At 64.3% G+C, this 16303-nt stretch carries 13 protein-coding genes; 4 read left to right on the top strand and 9 right to left on the bottom strand.

Features of this window, described 5'->3' with window-relative positions:
- Window positions 1–131: 131 nt before the first annotated feature.
- Complete coding sequence (katG, locus tag NKJ57_RS26580; protein WP_352513093.1) at window positions 132–2327, bottom strand: catalase/peroxidase HPI; 2196 nt, start codon at window positions 2325–2327, stop codon at window positions 132–134.
- 140 nt (window positions 2328–2467) lie between these two features.
- Here katG and NKJ57_RS26575 point away from each other — a divergent pair, with 140 nt between their 5' ends.
- Window positions 2468–3376, top strand: coding sequence for a hydrogen peroxide-inducible genes activator (locus NKJ57_RS26575; RefSeq protein ID WP_352513094.1), 909 nt, complete (start codon window positions 2468–2470; stop codon window positions 3374–3376).
- A gap of 105 nt (window positions 3377–3481) precedes the next feature.
- Here the strand turns inward: NKJ57_RS26575 and NKJ57_RS26570 are convergent, their stop codons facing one another.
- The 5 genes from NKJ57_RS26570 to hisS all read right to left on the bottom strand — a co-directional run bounded on the left by NKJ57_RS26570 (window position 3482) and on the right by hisS (window position 10208).
- The gene (locus NKJ57_RS26570; RefSeq protein ID WP_352513095.1) at window positions 3482–4585 is read right to left on the bottom strand and encodes a calcium:cation antiporter; all 1104 of its coding nucleotides are present in this window, start codon (window positions 4583–4585) and stop codon (window positions 3482–3484) included.
- Between the two features lie 95 nt (window positions 4586–4680).
- Window positions 4681–6441 (bottom strand): AMP-binding protein, encoded by a 1761-nt coding sequence (locus NKJ57_RS26565; RefSeq protein WP_352513097.1) that lies wholly within the window; start codon window positions 6439–6441, stop codon window positions 4681–4683.
- A 230-nt stretch (window positions 6442–6671) separates the two neighbouring features.
- Window positions 6672–7373, bottom strand: coding sequence for an ATP phosphoribosyltransferase (hisG, locus tag NKJ57_RS26560; protein WP_023710119.1), 702 nt, complete (start codon window positions 7371–7373; stop codon window positions 6672–6674).
- Entirely contained in the window at window positions 7370–8491 is a 1122-nt protein-coding gene (locus NKJ57_RS26555) for an ATP phosphoribosyltransferase regulatory subunit (protein WP_352513099.1), read from the bottom strand. Before NKJ57_RS26555 ends, hisG begins: the two co-directional genes overlap by 4 nt.
- Before the next feature lie 172 nt (window positions 8492–8663).
- Entirely contained in the window at window positions 8664–10208 is a 1545-nt protein-coding gene (gene hisS, locus NKJ57_RS26550; protein WP_352513101.1) for a histidine--tRNA ligase, read from the bottom strand.
- A gap of 203 nt (window positions 10209–10411) precedes the next feature.
- On the opposite strand from hisS, the gene NKJ57_RS26545 reads away from it, so the two are divergent.
- The gene (locus NKJ57_RS26545; protein ID WP_352513103.1) at window positions 10412–10654 is read left to right on the top strand and encodes a hypothetical protein; all 243 of its coding nucleotides are present in this window, start codon (window positions 10412–10414) and stop codon (window positions 10652–10654) included.
- Window positions 10655–10781: 127 nt separating this feature from the next.
- Here the strand turns inward: NKJ57_RS26545 and NKJ57_RS26540 are convergent, their stop codons facing one another.
- The gene (locus tag NKJ57_RS26540) at window positions 10782–11420 is read right to left on the bottom strand and encodes a DNA-3-methyladenine glycosylase I (RefSeq protein ID WP_352513105.1); all 639 of its coding nucleotides are present in this window, start codon (window positions 11418–11420) and stop codon (window positions 10782–10784) included.
- 209 nt (window positions 11421–11629) lie between these two features.
- Between NKJ57_RS26540 and NKJ57_RS26535 the strand changes: the two genes are divergently transcribed.
- Both NKJ57_RS26535 and NKJ57_RS26530 read left to right on the top strand, forming a co-directional pair.
- Window positions 11630–12373 (top strand): L,D-transpeptidase, encoded by a 744-nt coding sequence (locus NKJ57_RS26535; RefSeq protein ID WP_023686831.1) that lies wholly within the window; start codon window positions 11630–11632, stop codon window positions 12371–12373.
- 270 nt (window positions 12374–12643) lie between these two features.
- Entirely contained in the window at window positions 12644–13564 is a 921-nt protein-coding gene (locus NKJ57_RS26530; protein WP_352513107.1) for a bifunctional 5,10-methylenetetrahydrofolate dehydrogenase/5,10-methenyltetrahydrofolate cyclohydrolase, read from the top strand.
- Window positions 13565–13568: 4 nt separating this feature from the next.
- On the opposite strand, the gene glcF is transcribed toward NKJ57_RS26530, so the two are convergent.
- Entirely contained in the window at window positions 13569–14894 is a 1326-nt protein-coding gene (gene glcF, locus NKJ57_RS26525; RefSeq protein ID WP_352513109.1) for a glycolate oxidase subunit GlcF, read from the bottom strand.
- A 4-nt stretch (window positions 14895–14898) separates the two neighbouring features.
- Window positions 14899–16110, bottom strand: a complete 1212-nt coding sequence (locus NKJ57_RS26520) for an FAD-binding protein (protein ID WP_352513111.1) — start codon at window positions 16108–16110, stop codon at window positions 14899–14901.
- Window positions 16111–16303: the final 193 nt, after the last annotated feature.

Genomic DNA, 16303 nt, shown 5'->3' with positions numbered 1-16303 from the left:
GCCGCGGGGGGGGGCGCCCCCCGGGGGGGGGCGCCCCCACCCCCCCCCCTTAACCTCCGCCCTTTTTTCCCCCGCTCCCCACCCCCGGGGGGGGGCCCCCCCCCCCCCCCCCCTTCGTTTGGGAGGTTGTATCAGCCAGCGATGTCGAAACGGTCGGCGTTCATCACCTTGGTCCACGCCTTGACGAAATCGCCAACGAATTTCTGCCCGGCATCCGCCGACCCGTAGACCTCGGCCAGCGCGCGCAGCTGCGCATGCGAGCCGAAGATCAGGTCGGCGCGTGTGGCGGTCCACTTGACCGCCCTGGTCTTGCGGTCGCGTGCTTCGTAGACCTCATGCGAGCCCGGCTCGGAGGCCGGATCCCAGATGGTGCTCATCGAGAGCAGGTTGACGAAGAAGTCGTTCGTCAGCGTGCCCGGCCTGTCGGTCAACACACCGTGCTTCGAGCCGCCGCTGTTGGCGCCGAGCACGCGCAGGCCACCAACCAGCACCGTCATCTCCGGCGCCGTCAGGCTGAGCAGTTGCGCCCGGTCGACCAGCATGGCTTCAACCGTCATCGGCGGTTTGCCCCTGACATAGTTGCGGAAGCCGTCAATTTTGGGCTCGAGCGCCGCAAAGGAATGGACGTCGGTCTGCGCCTGCGAGGCGTCGGTGCGGCCGGGCGCGAAGGGAACCTTCACCGCATTGCCGCCATCCGTTGCGGCTTTCTCGACCGCGGCGACGCCGCCGAGCACGATGAGGTCGGCCAGCGAGACCTTCTTGCCGCCTGCGTTGAACTCGTTCTGGATGGCTTCGAGCTTCGCCAGCACGGTGGCCAGTTCGACAGGCTGGTTGACCTCCCAGTCCTTCTGCGGCGCCAGGCGAATGCGCGCGCCATTGGCGCCGCCGCGCTTGTCGGAGTTGCGGAAGGTCGAGGCCGAGGCCCAGGCGGTCGAGACCAATTGCGAAACGCTGAGGCCCGAAGCCAGGATCTTGGCCTTCAGCAATGCGATATCCTGGTCGCTGACCAGCTCATGGTCGACGGCCGGAACCGGATCCTGCCAGATCAGCTCTTCCTTCGGCACCAGCGGGCCGAGATACCGCACGACCGGCCCCATGTCGCGATGGGTGAGCTTGTACCAGGCACGGGCGAAGGCATCGGCGAACTGCTCCGGATGCTCATGGAAGCGGCGCGAGATCTTCTCATAGGCCGGGTCGGCCCGCAGCGCGAGGTCGGTGGTCAGCATTGCCGGCGCATGACGCTTCGAGGGATTGTGCGCGTCCGGCACCGTAACCGCGCCAGAGCCGCCCTTCGGCGTCCACTGATGGGCCCCGGCCGGGCTCTTGGTCAGCTCCCATTCGAAGTTGAAGAGATTGTCGAAGAAGTTGTTGCTCCACTTGGTCGGCGTCGTCGTCCAGGTAACTTCGAGGCCGGACGTGATCGCATCGCCGGCAATGCCGGTGGCATGCTTGCTCGACCAGCCGAGGCCCTGCGCCTCGATGCCCGCGCCTTCCGGCTCGGCGCCGACCAGTGTTGCATCACCGGCGCCATGGGTCTTGCCGAAGGTGTGGCCGCCGGCGATCAGCGCCACGGTTTCCTCATCGTTCATTGCCATGCGCGCGAAGGTCTCGCGGATGTCGCGGGCCGAGGCCAGCGGATCCGGCTTGCCGTTCGGCCCTTCCGGGTTGACGTAGATCAGGCCCATCTGCACCGCGCCGAGATGGCCGTGCAACTCACGGTCGCCGGAATAGCGCTTGTCGTCGAGCCACTTGGTTTCCGAACCCCAGTCGACATCCTGCTCGGGCTCCCAGACATCGGCGCGGCCACCGGCAAAGCCAAAGGTCTTGAAGCCCATCGATTCCAGCGCGACGTTGCCGGTGAGAATCAACAGGTCGGCCCAGGAGATCTTGCGGCCGTATTTCTGCTTGACCGGCCACAGCAGCCGGCGCGCCTTGTCGAGATTGGCGTTGTCCGGCCAGCTGTTCAGCGGCGCGAAACGCTGCTGGCCCGCACCGGCGCCACCCCGGCCGTCGCCGATGCGATAGGTGCCGGCGCTGTGCCAGGCCATGCGGATGAACAGCGGCCCGTAATGGCCGAAATCGGCCGGCCACCAATCCTGCGAATCCGTCATCACCTTGTGCAAATCCTCGATCACCGCATCGAGGTCGAGCGTCTTGAACTCCGCGGCGTAGTCGAAAGCTTCGCCCATCGGGTCCGAAAGGCTCGACTGCTGGTGGAGAACGCCGATGTCGAGCTGGTTCGGCCACCAGTCGCGGTTGGTCCTGGCGGAGGTTCCATGCGCGACCGGGCATTTGCCGGCGCTGTTGTCGTCGGTCATCGCGTCCATCTTGGCCTCCGAATTGCTGATTTATGTGTTGGTTTTTCCGGGCCGGCCGGGAGCCGCGCCACTCTGGAATGGTTCCAGACTAAGCCGTCTCTTCGATAAAAACAAATTGCCTTTCCTGTTTGTTGCGATAGGTTTTCCTTATGATTGGCCTGACGGTGCGGCAGATGCAGTATTTCGAGGCTTTGGCGCAAACGCTGCATTTCGGCCGCGCCGCAAAACTCGCCGGTGTCAGCCAGCCGGCGCTGTCCGCGCAAATCGCCGAGATGGAGCAAAGGCTGAACTGCCGGCTGTTCGAGCGCGGCGGCAAGACGGTGCGGATGACGGAAGAGGCGCAAGCGCTGCTGCCACGCATCGAGCGCATCCTGCGCGATATCAGCGACGTCGAGACGACGGCCCGGCGCGGCCGCCCGGCCATGGAAGGCCGCTTCCGGCTAGGCATCATCCCGACCGTGGCGCCGTATCTTTTGCCGCATGTGCTCCCGGAACTGAAACGGCATTTTCCGTCCCTGCAGCTCGAACTGCGCGAAGCAGTCACCGCATCACTGGTCGAGGACACGGCAAGCGGACGGCTCGACGCCTTCATTGCCGCGCTGCCGCTCGACCAGCCGGGCCTGGTCACCGAGGAACTGTTCGCCGACCGCTTCTTCCTCGCCGTGCCATCCGGAGATCCAGCCTTCGCCTCGCCACCGGTGCCGCCGGAAAGCCCGGCGCTGGAGCGGTTGATGCTTTTGGAGGAAGGCCACTGCCTGCGCGAACAGGCGCTGGCCCTGTGCGGCAGCGTGCGTCCCGTAGCGATGGCAAGCTACGGCGCCACCAGCCTGACGACGCTGCTGCAGATGGTGGCGCATGGTCTCGGCGTCACGCTCATCCCGGAAATGGCGGCGAAGCCGGCCAGCGCGATGCCGGACCTCAAGATCGTGCCGTTCCAGGAGCCAATGCCGCAACGCACGATCTGCCTCGCCTGGCGCCGCAACAAGGTGCGGCATGATGAGTGCGTCGAGTTGGCGAAGATCATTCGCGGACTGGATGGGGTGGTGATGGGGGTGTGAGTCGTTTGGGTCTTGGATGTCGCCTTGGGAACCCCCGAAAAGCTCAAATCAGGCGCGTTCGAGAATACCCGCCTTGATGGTTGGTCGCCAGATCGCACCAAAGCCTCAAGGGATAAATACCAGAAATACATACGTAAAAAACACAACGGCATGGACGATTCCGGTCAGGAAGGTCGTCCTTTCGTTGCTAAAGCTTACGCTGCATATGAAAAGCGCTAAAACCAAAAGTACGGCGTCAGCTTCCGGGAGCCCCAGGGTCAACCCTCGTCCCGTAAGCAGGCTGGCTGCTGCGACCGCAGGTATCGTCAAACCAATCGTGGCGCAAGCCGAACCCATTGCGACATTCAGGCCGCGCTGCAGCTCATTGTTGAGTGAAGCGCGAACCGCCGAAATGGCTTCCGGCATCAAAACCAGACCCGCGATCATTGCCCCCACAATGCTGTCAGCCTGGGTCACCTGGTAAGCAACGAGCGCATTTTCAACACTTGCGGCGACCTGCTCGGCGAGCATGACAATTCCGATCAGTCCGATTACCAGGAGCAGAGCGCTGGAAGAGATGCTTTTGTGAGGGGCGGTTCGCGCCGAAAGGTCGTGTGCCAGTCCTTCGATGAAATCGTCCCGGTGCCGGACTGTCTGCGCGAACACAAAGCTTGCATAGAGCAGCACGGAAAGAACGCTTACCAGGCCAAGCTGAGCTGCCGAAAATGTGCCGGGATCGGTGGTCCGCGTGTAGGTCGGCAGGATAAGCGTCATGACGGTCAGTGCGGCCAGAACCGCCAGATATGCGCTGGTCCCTTGCCGGACAATTGCCTGCTTGCGATGCCGCCAGCCGCCAAACGTGAGACACATTCCGACAACGCCGGTGGAGGCAATCATCACTGTCGAGAAGACGGATTCACGTGCAAGCGTGGGGTTGTTCTCTCCATGCAGCATCATGGAAACGATGATCGACACTTCGATTGCCGTCACGGCAAAAGTCAGCACCAATGTGCCGTAAGGCTCCCCCACACGGTGGGCCACCGCCTCGGCGTGATCGAGCACCACGAAAATAGTGATGAACATGATCGCACTCGAGAGCGCTCCGACGAGAATCCTGACGCTCGGCGAACCTTCGTCCACCGGTAGCCCGCTGACTCTGACCGCAACGGCCAGTGCCAGCGCGGCCAAAGGCATCGCATAGGAAGTCGCTGATCGTGCGAAACCAGTCATTCAAGCCCCATGCGTTCGGCGAACCTTGCGGAAGCCTGTCGAGCACCCCAGTGTCGTTTCGAAGCTGGGCAGTCCCGTCCCCCGGCGTTCAACCCTCAAGCCGTCTTCTGCACCACCAGCCCCAGTTCCTCCACCATCGCTTCGCGCATCAAAAACTTCTGCGGCTTGCCCGTCACCGTCATCGGCAGTTCGGTGCGGAAGCGGATGTAGCGGGGAATTTTGTAGTGGGCGATCTGGCCGGCGCAGAAGTTCTTGATCTCCTGCTCGGTGGCGATCTGGTTGGGCTTCAGCACGATCCAGGCGCACAGCTCCTCGCCATATTTGGCGTCGGGAATGCCGAACACCTGCACCTCCTTGACCTTGGGATGGCGGTAGAGGAATTCCTCGACCTCTCTGGGATAGACGTTTTCGCCGCCGCGGATGACCATGTCCTTGACCCGGCCGACAATGTTGCAATAGCCCTCGGCGTCGATGGTGGCGAGATCACCGGTGTGCATCCAGCCATCGCTGTCGATCGCCTCGCGGGTTTTTTCCGCGTCGTCCCAATAACCCTTCATCACGGAATAGCCGCGTGTGCAAAGCTCGCCCGGCGCGCCGACCGCGACGGTGGCGCCGTCGGCGTCGATGGCCTTGACCTCGACATGCGGATGGATGCGGCCGACAGTGGAGACGCGTTTTTCCAGCGGATCGTCGACGCTGCTCTGGAAGGAGACGGGACTCGTCTCCGTCATGCCGTAGGCTATGGTCACCTCTTCCATATGCATCAGCGACACCACCTTCTTCATCACCTCGATCGGGCATGGTGAGCCCGCCATGATGCCGGTGCGCAGGCTGGAGAGATCGAAGCTGGCGAAATCCGCATGGTCGAGCATGGCGACGAACATGGTCGGTACGCCGTAGAGGCCGGTGCAGCGTTCCTGCGCCACCGCCTTCAGCGTGGCGCCGGCGTCAAAACCCTCGCGCGGGAAAACCATGGTCGCGCCCTTGGTGACGCAGCCCATCGTGCCCATCGACATGCCGAAGCAGTGATAGAGCGGCACCGGGATGCAGAGCCGGTCGTCGACGGTGAGCTTGATCGTAGCGGTGACGAAATTGCCGTTGTTGACGATGTTGGTGTGGGTCAGCGTCGCGCCCTTGGGCACGCCCGTCGTGCCTGATGTGAACTGGATGTTGATGGCCTCGCCCGGCTTCAGCCCTTCGGAGATGCGGTCGAGGCTGTCATGCTCGTCGCGGCCGGCCATCGACAGCACATCGGCGAAATTGAACATGCCGGGCGAGTTGTCGTCGCCCATGCGAATGACGATCTTCAGCGTCGGCAATTTCTGCGCCTTGAGCTTCCCGGGGTTGGCCTTGGCGAGCTCCGGCGCCAGCGTCTCGATCATGCCGAGATAGTCGGAGGTCTTGAAACTGGCGGCGGTGACCAGCGCCTTGCAGCCGACCTTGTTGAGGGCATATTCCAGCTCGGTCAGCCGGTAGGCCGGGTTGATGTTGACCAGGATCAGGCCGATGCGAGCTGTGGCGAACTGGGTGACCAGCCATTCCCAGCGGTTAGGCGACCAGATGCCGACACGGTCGCCTTTTTCGAGGCCAAGCGCCAGGAAGCCGGCGGCGAGCGTATCGACCGTGTCCGACAGTTCGCTCCAGGTGAAGCGCTTGTCCTGGCCGACGAAGACGGCAGCATCCTGCGTGGCGTATTTGCTGACCGTGCCGGAGAAAAGCTGAGGGATCGTCTTGTCGAGCAGCGACGGGGTGCGCTCGCCGGAGACATGCGCCCTGCCATCGATCGGCGCGATGAACGCCCTGCCGCGCCCGCGCAGATTGGTGGCGTTCTTGAGCTCGTCGAGATTGATCGCCATCGCCGTCTCCTCCCGATGAGTGAGCCTAGCAGCCTGATGGGGTGGTGGAAAGTACAGGTGGTTTCCCTCCCCTCGAGGGGAGGGTGCCTCGCGAAGCGAGGCGGGTGGGGTCCTCAGCGAAGTGCTCGACTTCCTTGGTCACGGTCGACCCGGCTTGGGTCGTCTCGCGTCGAGCACTGCCGGAGCGACCCCACCCGTCCATCCGCCTTTGGCGGCTGTCCACCCTCCCCTCAAGGGGGAGGGAGCGCGCTCATCTTCGCGGCTATTTCCCGCACTAGCGCCTCATCCGCCGGCGCACGATCTTTCCGGGCAGCCACCAGGCAAGCCTGCGACTCCAGCACAACCCCATCGGCCAGCACCTTGAGATGGTTGGCGCGTAGGGTCGAGCCGGTGGTGGTGATGTCGACGATGACATCGGCGAGGCCGGCGGCCGGTGCGCCTTCGGTGGCGCCGAGGCTTTCGACGATGCGGTAGACCTGGATGCCGTGCTTTTGCGAGAAGAACTGCTGCGTGAGCCGCCAGTATTTGGTTGCGATCCTCAGTCGCCTGCCGTGGCGCTGGCGGAAATCGGCGGCGACATCGTCGAGATCGGCCATAGTATCGACGTCGAGCCAGATGCCGGGCACCGCGACCACGACATCGGCATGGCCGAAGCCGAGGCGAGCGACGATTTCGGCGCGCGCCTCCCAGTCGGCGAGGTTTTCGCGCAGCAGATCCTCGCCGGTAATGCCGAGGTCGACCGAACCTTGCCCAATCTCGCCGGCGATTTCGGACGCCGACAGGAACGCCACCTCGATGCCCTCGGCGCCGTCGATGCGGGCGCGGTACTGGCGCTCATCGCCGGGCAGGCTGACGGCAAGCCCGGCCCTGGCCAGTACCTCCAAGGCCTGCTCCTTGAGCCGGCCTTTCGATGGGATCGCCAGCGTGATCATTGCGGCTCTCCCCGCAGCGCTTCGATGCGGTCGAGCCAGACGGAGAAGCCGACGCCGGGGATCGGCGTCTTGGCGCCGAGCAGGGTCAGCAGCCGGTCGTAGCGACCGCCGCCGGCCAGCGGCCGCTCGCCACCAAGTGCTGCGATCTCGAAGACGATGCCGGTGTAGTAATCCAGCGGACGGCCGAAGGCAGCGTCGTAGCGGATCGTCTTTGCAGGCAGGCCATGTGCCTCGATGGCTTTGGCGCGGGCGGCGAATTTTTCCAGCGCCGCGCCCAGCGAAAGCCCGGCAGAGGCCGCAAAACTTTCGAGCGCAGCACTCGAGCCGTCGAGCGGCACGTCGATGGCGAGAAAATCCCTGAGCGCCGCAAACGCTTCGTTCGACAACCGCACGCTGCGCAGTTCGGCCTTTTCGATCAGCCGCCGGGCAATGTCGGCGGGCGCGCGTCCGCCGGATGCCAGCAGGCCGGCCTCTTCCATGCCGCCAGCAATGTGGGCGGAAAGCGCTTCGAGATCGCGATCGAGGACAAGGGCCGCGACTTCGCCGTCAAGCTGACCGTTGCGTGGCGGGTTGGCGAGATCGGACAACGCTGCCTGCAGCATCGGCGCCGAACCGAAGGCACGCGCAAGTCGCATGCGCCAGCCGCGCGGCAGGCCGAGTGCGGCCAGCACCGCTTCGAAAATGGTCTGGTCGCCGAGTGTGATCGCCAGCTCCTGGCCAGGCAGCACCAACTGCAGCAGCGCATGCGCATCGGCCAGCGAACGGGCATCGGCCTCGGCCGTATCGCGGTCGCCGAGATCCTCGATGCCGGCTTGGAAAAACTCGTTGCCGCCCTCGCGGCGCTGGCGGAACACTTCGCCGAGATAGGAATAGCGGCGCGGCGTGCCGGCCTGCGAGGCGATGTGGTCGAGGCAGACGGGGATGGTGAATTCGGGACGAAGGCACAGCGTCTTGCCGGTCTCGCTTTCGGTGAGAAAGATGCGGCGGCGCAGATCCTCGCCGGCCATGTCGAGGAATGGGTCGGCCGGCTGCAGCACCGCGACCTCGACCGCATGGGTGTTGCGGGTGGCGAAGAGGTTTGTGATTTCGGATGCGATGGCGGGATAGCGGGAGGTCATGCGTGGCGCGAGGCACCCCCCTCTGGCCTGCCGGCCATCTCCCCCTCAAGGGGGGAGATTGGCAGCTTGGAGCGCAGCGCCTCTTCTTCAACGCCGGAGATTGGCGAAACCATGCGCGACATCCAATCTCCCCCCTTGAGGGGGAGATGACCGGCAGGCCAGAGGGGGGCGTTCAAGCGCCACCCTTCGCACGGTCAGCGACCTGCGCCGCCAAGATCTTCTTCACCTCGGCGACCAGCTCGCTCTCCGCCACCGTGACCTGTGCCGGCCTTGCGGCGCGCCATTCGGCGTTGTCAGTGATCTCGGCCGACATGCGCGCGCCCTCGATCAGATCCTTGATCTGCAACTCGCCCTTGGCGCGCTCATCGCCGCCCTGGATAACGGCGACCGGGCTGCCGCGGCGGTCGGCATATTTCAGCTGCGCCTTCATGCCGGCGCCGCCGAGATACATTTCGGAGCGGATGCCGGCGGCGCGCAGCTCTGCGACCATCTTCTGGTAGCGGCCAAGGCTATCGGTATCCTTGTCCATGACCAGCACGACGACCGGCGCGATGACATCGGTGGTGTCCAGCTTGCCGAGGTTCTTCAGCGCCGTCATCAGGCGGGAGACGCCGATCGAAAAGCCGGTCGCCGGCACCGGCTCGCCACGGAAGCGCGAGACCAGCCCGTCATAGCGGCCGCCGCCGCCGACCGAGCCGAAGCGCACGATCTGGCCGTCTTCGTTCGGGATCTCGGCCAACAGCTCGGCTTCGAAGACCGGGCCGGTGTAATATTCGAGGCCGCGGACAACGGAGGGATCGATGCGGATGCGGTCATTGTTGTAACCAGATGCATGCGCCAACTTTGCGATGACAGAAAGCTCCTCCAAGCCTTCTACTCCGCGAGCATTGCCCTCTACTGCCTTTGCCATACTCGCAAGGGTTTCATCGTTGGAAAGCCCTAATGCACCACCCAATGCATCCGGATATGCTGCAAGGCTCAACACTCGTTCGATGTGAGCTGCGCCAAGGCCCGCGCCTTTAGTAAAGTCCCCTTCGCCTTCCTTACCGCCATCCCATCGTCCGGCTCCAAGCAAAAGAGCCACGCCGTCTGGGCCAAATTTATCCAGCTTGTCGATCGCCCGGAGGACATGCAGCCGGCGGCCAGCATTCTCATCGCCGCCAAGGCCAATCGCCTCCAGCACGCCATCCAGCACCTTGCGGTTGTTGACGCGGATGACGTAGTCGCCACGCTTGATGCCGAGCGCTTCCATCACGTCGGCCATCATCATCGCCATCTCGGCATCGGCCGCGACGCCCGGCGTGCCGATGGTGTCGGCGTCGAACTGCATGAACTGGCGGAAGCGGCCGGGGCCGGGCTTTTCGTTGCGAAACACCCAGCCGGAGCGGTAGCTGCGGTAAGGTTTCGGCAGCCGCTCAAAGTTCTCGGCGACGAAACGCGCCGTCGGCGCAGTCAAATCGTAGCGCAGCGACAGCCACTGCTCATCATCGTCCTGGAAAGAAAATACGCCCTCATTAGGCCGGTCCTGGTCGGGCAGGAACTTGCCCAGCGCATCGGTGTATTCGATCAGCGGCTGGTCGGCCGGCTCGAAACCGTAGAGCTCATAGACCGAACGGATCGTCGCCATCATCTTCTCGACGGCGCGGATATCGTCGGCACTGCGGTCGGCAAAGCCGCGCGGCAGCCGCGCTTTCGTCTTTTCCGATTTGTCGGCCATGGGATGGGTCTTTTCGCTTAGTAATCGATGACTTGTTTGGAGTGGGCGTGTCCTAACCGAAGCGGCTTGGTGCGGCAAGGGTTTGCGCTCTTTCCTTCTCGTCCGAAACAAAACGCACCGAAAGGAAACAATTCCGCCATCGGCGCGGCATCGTGCCGACACAATCAGAGCCGATAAGCGCGCCGAAACAAAGGGTTGGGGCCATGACTGCGGCACACAAGTTCGACATCAGAGACGACGGCTTGCATGAAGTCCGGCTGCGGCCGGCCGAGAGCCGTGCGCAGGTGACGGCGAGCCCCGGTCCGTTTGAGGTCACTGCCGACGAGCGCAAGGGTTCCACCGTGCGCGAGGCGCTGATGACTGGATTGCTGGTGATTTATCCGGCCTTTGCGGCACTGGCGGCGATTGTCGCCGGGCTTTTTCTGACGGGCGCCAGCGGGACGTGAGTTCCTTACCCTCGCCCTTGTGGGGAGGGTCGACGCGTAGCGTCGGGGTGGGGGTGCGGCGCCAAGATACCCCCACCCGCGCCTTCGGCGCGACCTCCCCACAAGGGGGAGGTAGGGGGACAGCGCCCTAGTTCGGCCTCTTAAAGGCCTTGCGTTCCTTCTCCACCTGCTCCCGGCACACGCAGCCTTCGAGATGGTCGTTGACCAGACCCATCGCCTGCATGAAGGCGTAGACCGTCGTCGGGCCGACAAAGGTCCAGCCGCGCTTTTTCAACTCCTTCGAAATCCTGATCGAGACCCCTGTCGTCGGGTTGGCGCGTAGATGCGCCATGTCCACCACCGCCGGCCGCTCCTCCGGCCCCGGCTCGAACTTCCAGAACCAGGCGGCCAGCGAGCCGAACTCGTCGACCATTTCGCACGCCCGTTTGGCGTTGTTGATGGTCGAGACGATCTTGCCGCGGTGGCGGATGATGCCGGCATTGGCGACCAGGCGCTCGACATCCTCGTCGGTGAAGGCAGCGACCTTGTAGAAGTCGAAACCGGCGAAGGCCTCGCGGAAATTCTCGCGCTTGCGCAGAATGGTCAGCCAGGACAGGCCGGACTGAAAGCCTTCGAGGCAGATCTTTTCGAACAGCCTGCGGTCGTCGGCGACCGGCCGGCCCCATTCATGGTCGTGGTAGTGCAGATAGTCCGGCAGATTGCCGTGCCAGAAGCAGCGCGTGATCCCGTCGGAGCCGGTAAGCAGTCCGGTGTTGTCTTGAGTCATGGCCAATCCATTCGTTAACGCGCTTTCGCGCTGCATTTACCGCGGCTTTACCAGATTCCTGAACCCGGCGGTAACCACACCAAAAGGTTTACTGACAAAGCGGCATTTTACGCATTCCGATTCATGTTTCGGTTGTGGCTTCGCGCCAAGGATCGCGCAACCGGGGGCAAGTTCCGCCTCCGTCCGTTCGACGATCAAGGTGCGTTCCGATGAAGATCTTTTTGCGTTCCGTGCTCGGCGCCGTGGCCATTCTGGCCGCCGGCGTCACCTCGTCTGCCGCCAACGACCGCTATGCCGACAGGCCGCCGGTGATGGTGAGCCCCGACCTTTCCGCACCCTGGGTGCTGCAGCTAGGCCGGGCGCCCGGCATCGTGCGGCAGAGCCGACAGGTGGTCCAGCAGCCGCGACTTCGCTATGCGCAGCCGGCGCGACCCGATCGGGTGCGCACTGCTTCCGTGCAGGCGCCGGCCAAGCGCGTGGTGATGCGGCCGCAGATCAATCCGCTCTACCTGCCGCAGGAAGTCGCCTATGACGGCCCGCAGAAGCCGGGCACGATCGTCATCGATACGACGCAGAACTTCCTGTTCCTGGTCGAGAAGAACGGCAAGGCGCGGCGCTATGGCGTCGGCACCGGCAAGCCTGGCTTCGAATGGTCTGGCACGCACAAGATCACCAACAAGCGCGTCTGGCCGGACTGGCGCCCGCCAGCGGAGATGATCAAGCGCGAGGCCGCCAAGGGCCGCTACCTCCCGACCTATCTGGCCGGCGGCGAGGAAAACCCGCTTGGCGCCCGCGCGCTCTATCTCGGCACGACGGAATACCGCATCCACGGCACCAACCAGCCATGGACCATCGGCGGCTCGGTGTCTTCCGGCTGTATCCGCATGCGCAACGAGGACGTGGTTGACCTTTACGAGAGGGTCAATGTTGGAACGACCGTGGTCGTGATATAGTCGGCTACCGAATCATCTGGTCCAAAAGGTTAGAGCTTCAGGATCGGGAAGAGTTTACGGGGGACGGGCCGTGTGGGGATGCGGCCAGTCAGGAAAGGGCAGCCCGGGAAACCGCGCTGCCCTTTCTCTTTGCGGCTATAGCTGAGCCAGGCTGCGCCAGAACGTCGCGCCAGGGGGATGACGGTTCGCTTTCACGCTGCCTTGCCGCATTTTCCCTGCTATAGGGTCGGCCAAACTCCCCTGCGCCAAACTCGCTGCAAAGGTTCAGCCATGTCTCCGCCAGACGATAGCCGCTATCTCCGGGGCGGCCCGGTCGCCCAGCGCATCATGGCATCCGTGCGCGAGGATGCCGCCATCGCCACCGCCGAAGGTTTTCCACCCAAGCTGGTGTCGATCACCGTCGGCGATACCGCTGCCGTCGATGTCTATGTGCGCAACCAGCGCGCCAAGGCCGCGCTTGCCGGCATCGGTTTCGAGGAGCGGCGGTTCCCCGCCGACATCAGCGCAGGCGAACTCGAGGCGGCGATCCATGGCCTGAACGCCGACCCGCGCGTCACCGGCATCATCATCCAGCGGCCGGTGCCGGCGCATATCCCGATCAAGACGCTGCAAGCGGCGGTGCATCCACTGAAGGACGTCGAGGGCATGCATCCGGCGTCGATCGGCAATATCGTCTACAATCAACTCGACCTCGCGCCTTGCACGGCTGCGGCCTCGGTCGAGCTGCTCAAGGAAACCGGCCTCGACCTCAAGGGGCTCGAAGTCGTCGTCGTCGGCCATTCCGAGATCGTCGGCAAGCCGATTGCCTTCCTGCTGATGAGCGAAGGCGCAACGGTGACGGTGTGCCATCACATGACGCGCTCGGTGGCGGCACATGCGCGCCGCGCCGATGCGCTGTTCGTCGCCGTCGGCAAGCCGCGGCTGATCAAGGCCGACATGGTGAAGCCCGGTGCGGCCGTCATCGACATCGGCATCAATTCCGAGATCGGCCCGGAGGGCACGAGCCGCATCGTCGGCGACGTCGACACCGAGAGCGTGAAGGAAGTCGCGTCCTGGATCACGCCGGTGCCGGGCGGCGTCGGCCCGATCACTGTGGCGATCCTCTTGCGCAACACAATGGTCGCGCTCAGCCGCCAGCGCGCGCGCTACCAGGCGACGTATGGCGTGGTGGACCGGCTGGCAGCGGAATAGCTGCTTACTCGGCGGCGACCAGGTTTCCTTCGGAGACGCCCTCCGGCTTCGGACCACCATAGGCCCAGTCGAGCAGCTTGATCGTGTGCACCACCGGCAGCTTTGCAGCCGAAGCGATCTGGGTGATGCAGCCGATATTGCCTGTGGCAACGATCTCCGCGCCGGTGGCCTCGATGTTTTTCACCTTTCGGTCGCGCAGCTTCTCCGAAATCTCCGGCTGCAGGATGTTGTAGGTGCCGGCCGAGCCGCAGCACAGATGTCCCTCGCGCGGATCGCGCACGACGAAGCCGGCCCTGGCGAGCAATTCCTTCGGCTGGCGGGTGATCTTCTGGCCGTGCTGCATCGAGCAGGCGGAGTGATAGGCGACGACGGTGCCGGGTTTGCGCACCGGCTCGGGCAGGTCGAGGCTTGCGAGATATTCGGTAATGTCCCTGGCCAGCGCCGAGATCCGCGCGGCCTTGTCGGCATAGGCCGGATCGAGGCGCAGCATGAAGCCGTAGTCCTTGATCGTTGTGCCGCAGCCGGACGCGGTGATGACGATGGCATCGAGCCCGCCCTGGTCGATGGCACGCGTCCACGCATCGACATTCTGCCGGGCCGAGGCAAGGGCTGCTGCCTCGCGGCCCATATGATGGACCAGCGCGCCACAGCAGGCTTCGCCCTGCGGCACCACGACCTCGACGCCAAGCCTGGTCAGCAATGCAATCGTCGTCTCGTTGATGGCGGGGTCGAGTACCGATTGGGCGCAGCCGGTGAGGATGGCGACGCGGCCTCTCTTCGTCCCCTGCCCGGCATGAATGCCGGAAGAGGCCATTGGCGAGACCGTCGGGATCGAGGCCGGTGCCAGCTTCAGCATCGCGCCCAGCGGCCTCAGCGCCGGCAGCCTTTCGAACAGGCCGATGAATGGCTTGCCCAGTCTCGCCAATTTCAGCGCGGCGCGAAAGCGCGCGGGATAGGGCAGCACGAAGGCCAGCATGGCGCGGGTCAGCCGGTCGAGCAGCGGCCGCTTGTAAGTCTCCTCGATATGGGCGCGGGCATGGTCGACCAGGTGCATGTAGTTGACGCCCGACGGGCAGGTGGTCATGCAGGCCAGGCAGGACAGGCAGCGGTCGATATGGGTGACGATCTCCTTGTCGGCCGGGCGGCCATTCTCCAGCATGTCCTTGATGAGATAAATGCGCCCGCGCGGCGAATCGAGTTCGTTGCCAAGCGTCACATAGGTCGGGCAGGTGGCGGTGCAGAAGCCGCAATGCACGCATTTGCGCAGGATCTTCTCCGATTCCGCGACATGCGGATCAGCAAGCTGGGCAAGGGAGAAGTTGGTTTGCATTATCTTAGCCTTGGGCCATGCGGCCGGGATTGAGGATGGACTTGGGATCGAACTCGGCCTTGAGCCGCGCCGACAGTGCGGCCTTATGCGGTGCCTGCGGCTCGAACACCGGGACGGCGGCGCGATGCGAAGGGGTGGCGCGCACCAGCGTGGCGTGGCCGCCGCCAAGCTTTCTGATCAGCCCGCGCAGCAGGGCGGCCTCGGGATCGCCCTCCTCCATGCGCAGCCAGACCAGCCCGCCCTGCCAGTCGTAGAAGGCGCTGACACCGATCTGCATGCGCAGCGTCAGCACCATCTGATGGGCCTGAGACGGCGCCATGGAGACGCGCCAGACCGGCTTTTCGCTACGGTCGGCGAATGGCGTGCAGTCCCTTATGTCACGCCAGAGGGTATGTGATGTCTCACCTGCGATCTCCTGCAGCGGGCCGGCATTTTTCAGCAGGGTCTTCAGCGCCTCAATGCGATAGGCGACCGATGGGCCAAACCCTTCGACGCGCAGCAGCGTTGCAGCGTCGGTGCCTAGACTGCCCCCGGCAACGCGCGCGGCGATGCGTTCGGGCAGATGGGCCGCGCTCGACACTTCGGCGCTGGAGCCGAGCGCCAGCGCCATGGCGGCAGAGGCGGCATCGTCGAGTAGGCCGCGCATGGCAAGCGTCACCTCGGTCTCGGCCGCCGGTAGCACCTTGAAGGTGACATCGGTGAACACGGCCAGCGTGCCCCAGCTGTTGGCCATCAGCTTCGACAGATCGTAGCCGGTAACATTCTTGACGACGCGGCCGCCTGATTTGAACGCTTCGCCACGACCGGCAACCGCGTTGATGCCAAGGATATGGTCGCGCGCGGCGCCCGCCTTCAGCCGGCGCGGGCCGGACAGGTTGGCGGCAAGCACGCCGCCGATCGTGCCTCTTCCCTTGATACCGCCGAACAATGGGCCGTAGTCCATCGGCTCGAAAGCAAGTTGCTGGCCGTTTTCGGCGAGCAGGTTTTCGATCTCGGAAAGCGGCGTGCCAGCCTTGGCCGACAGCACCAGCTCGGCCGGCTCGTAGAGGGTGACGCCGGTGAGCTTCGAAAGATCGAGCGTGTGTTCGCTCTGCTGTGGCCGGCCGATGCCGCGCTTGGAGCCGTGGCCGATGGTCTCCAGCGGCGATTCCTCCGCAGCCGCCCATTGGACGGTGGAGAGGACTTCGGTGGACGAGGTGGGAGTGAAGGTGGTCATGGCGACGCGCCGCTTGCGAGTGCAGAGACGTCGAGTTCCTTCGTGCCCCCCTCTGTCCTGCCGGACATCTCCCCCACTTGGGGGGAGATTAGCAGCTTTGGCGACCGCGCCTCTCTAGCAACGTCGAAGATTGGCGAAGGCAGAGATGACTGGTGATCTCCCCCCTTGTGGGGGAGATGTCCGGCAGGACAGA

This window comes from Mesorhizobium sp. M0077 (genome assembly GCF_040322955.1).
Lineage (GTDB): Bacteria > Pseudomonadota > Alphaproteobacteria > Rhizobiales > Rhizobiaceae > Mesorhizobium.
Note: the sequence above shows the minus strand (reverse complement) of the source record. Positions and strands in the feature narration are given on the sequence as shown.

Coding starts and splice junctions, on each gene's coding strand:
- NKJ57_RS26545 (WP_352513103.1), top strand. CDS start 10,412: ATGACTGCGGCACACAAGTTCGACATCAGAGACGACGGCTTGCATGAA.
- glcF (WP_352513109.1), bottom strand. CDS start 14,894: ATGCAAACCAACTTCTCCCTTGCCCAGCTTGCTGATCCGCATGTCGCG.
- hisS (WP_352513101.1), bottom strand. CDS start 10,208: ATGGCCGACAAATCGGAAAAGACGAAAGCGCGGCTGCCGCGCGGCTTT.
- NKJ57_RS26540 (WP_352513105.1), bottom strand. CDS start 11,420: ATGACTCAAGACAACACCGGACTGCTTACCGGCTCCGACGGGATCACG.
- NKJ57_RS26530 (WP_352513107.1), top strand. CDS start 12,644: ATGTCTCCGCCAGACGATAGCCGCTATCTCCGGGGCGGCCCGGTCGCC.
- NKJ57_RS26535 (WP_023686831.1), top strand. CDS start 11,630: ATGAAGATCTTTTTGCGTTCCGTGCTCGGCGCCGTGGCCATTCTGGCC.
- NKJ57_RS26565 (WP_352513097.1), bottom strand. CDS start 6,441: ATGGCGATCAATCTCGACGAGCTCAAGAACGCCACCAATCTGCGCGGG.
- hisG (WP_023710119.1), bottom strand. CDS start 7,373: ATGATCACGCTGGCGATCCCATCGAAAGGCCGGCTCAAGGAGCAGGCC.
- NKJ57_RS26520 (WP_352513111.1), bottom strand. CDS start 16,110: ATGACCACCTTCACTCCCACCTCGTCCACCGAAGTCCTCTCCACCGTC.
- NKJ57_RS26570 (WP_352513095.1), bottom strand. CDS start 4,585: ATGACTGGTTTCGCACGATCAGCGACTTCCTATGCGATGCCTTTGGCC.
- NKJ57_RS26555 (WP_352513099.1), bottom strand. CDS start 8,491: ATGACCTCCCGCTATCCCGCCATCGCATCCGAAATCACAAACCTCTTC.
- NKJ57_RS26575 (WP_352513094.1), top strand. CDS start 2,468: ATGATTGGCCTGACGGTGCGGCAGATGCAGTATTTCGAGGCTTTGGCG.
- katG (WP_352513093.1), bottom strand. CDS start 2,327: ATGGACGCGATGACCGACGACAACAGCGCCGGCAAATGCCCGGTCGCG.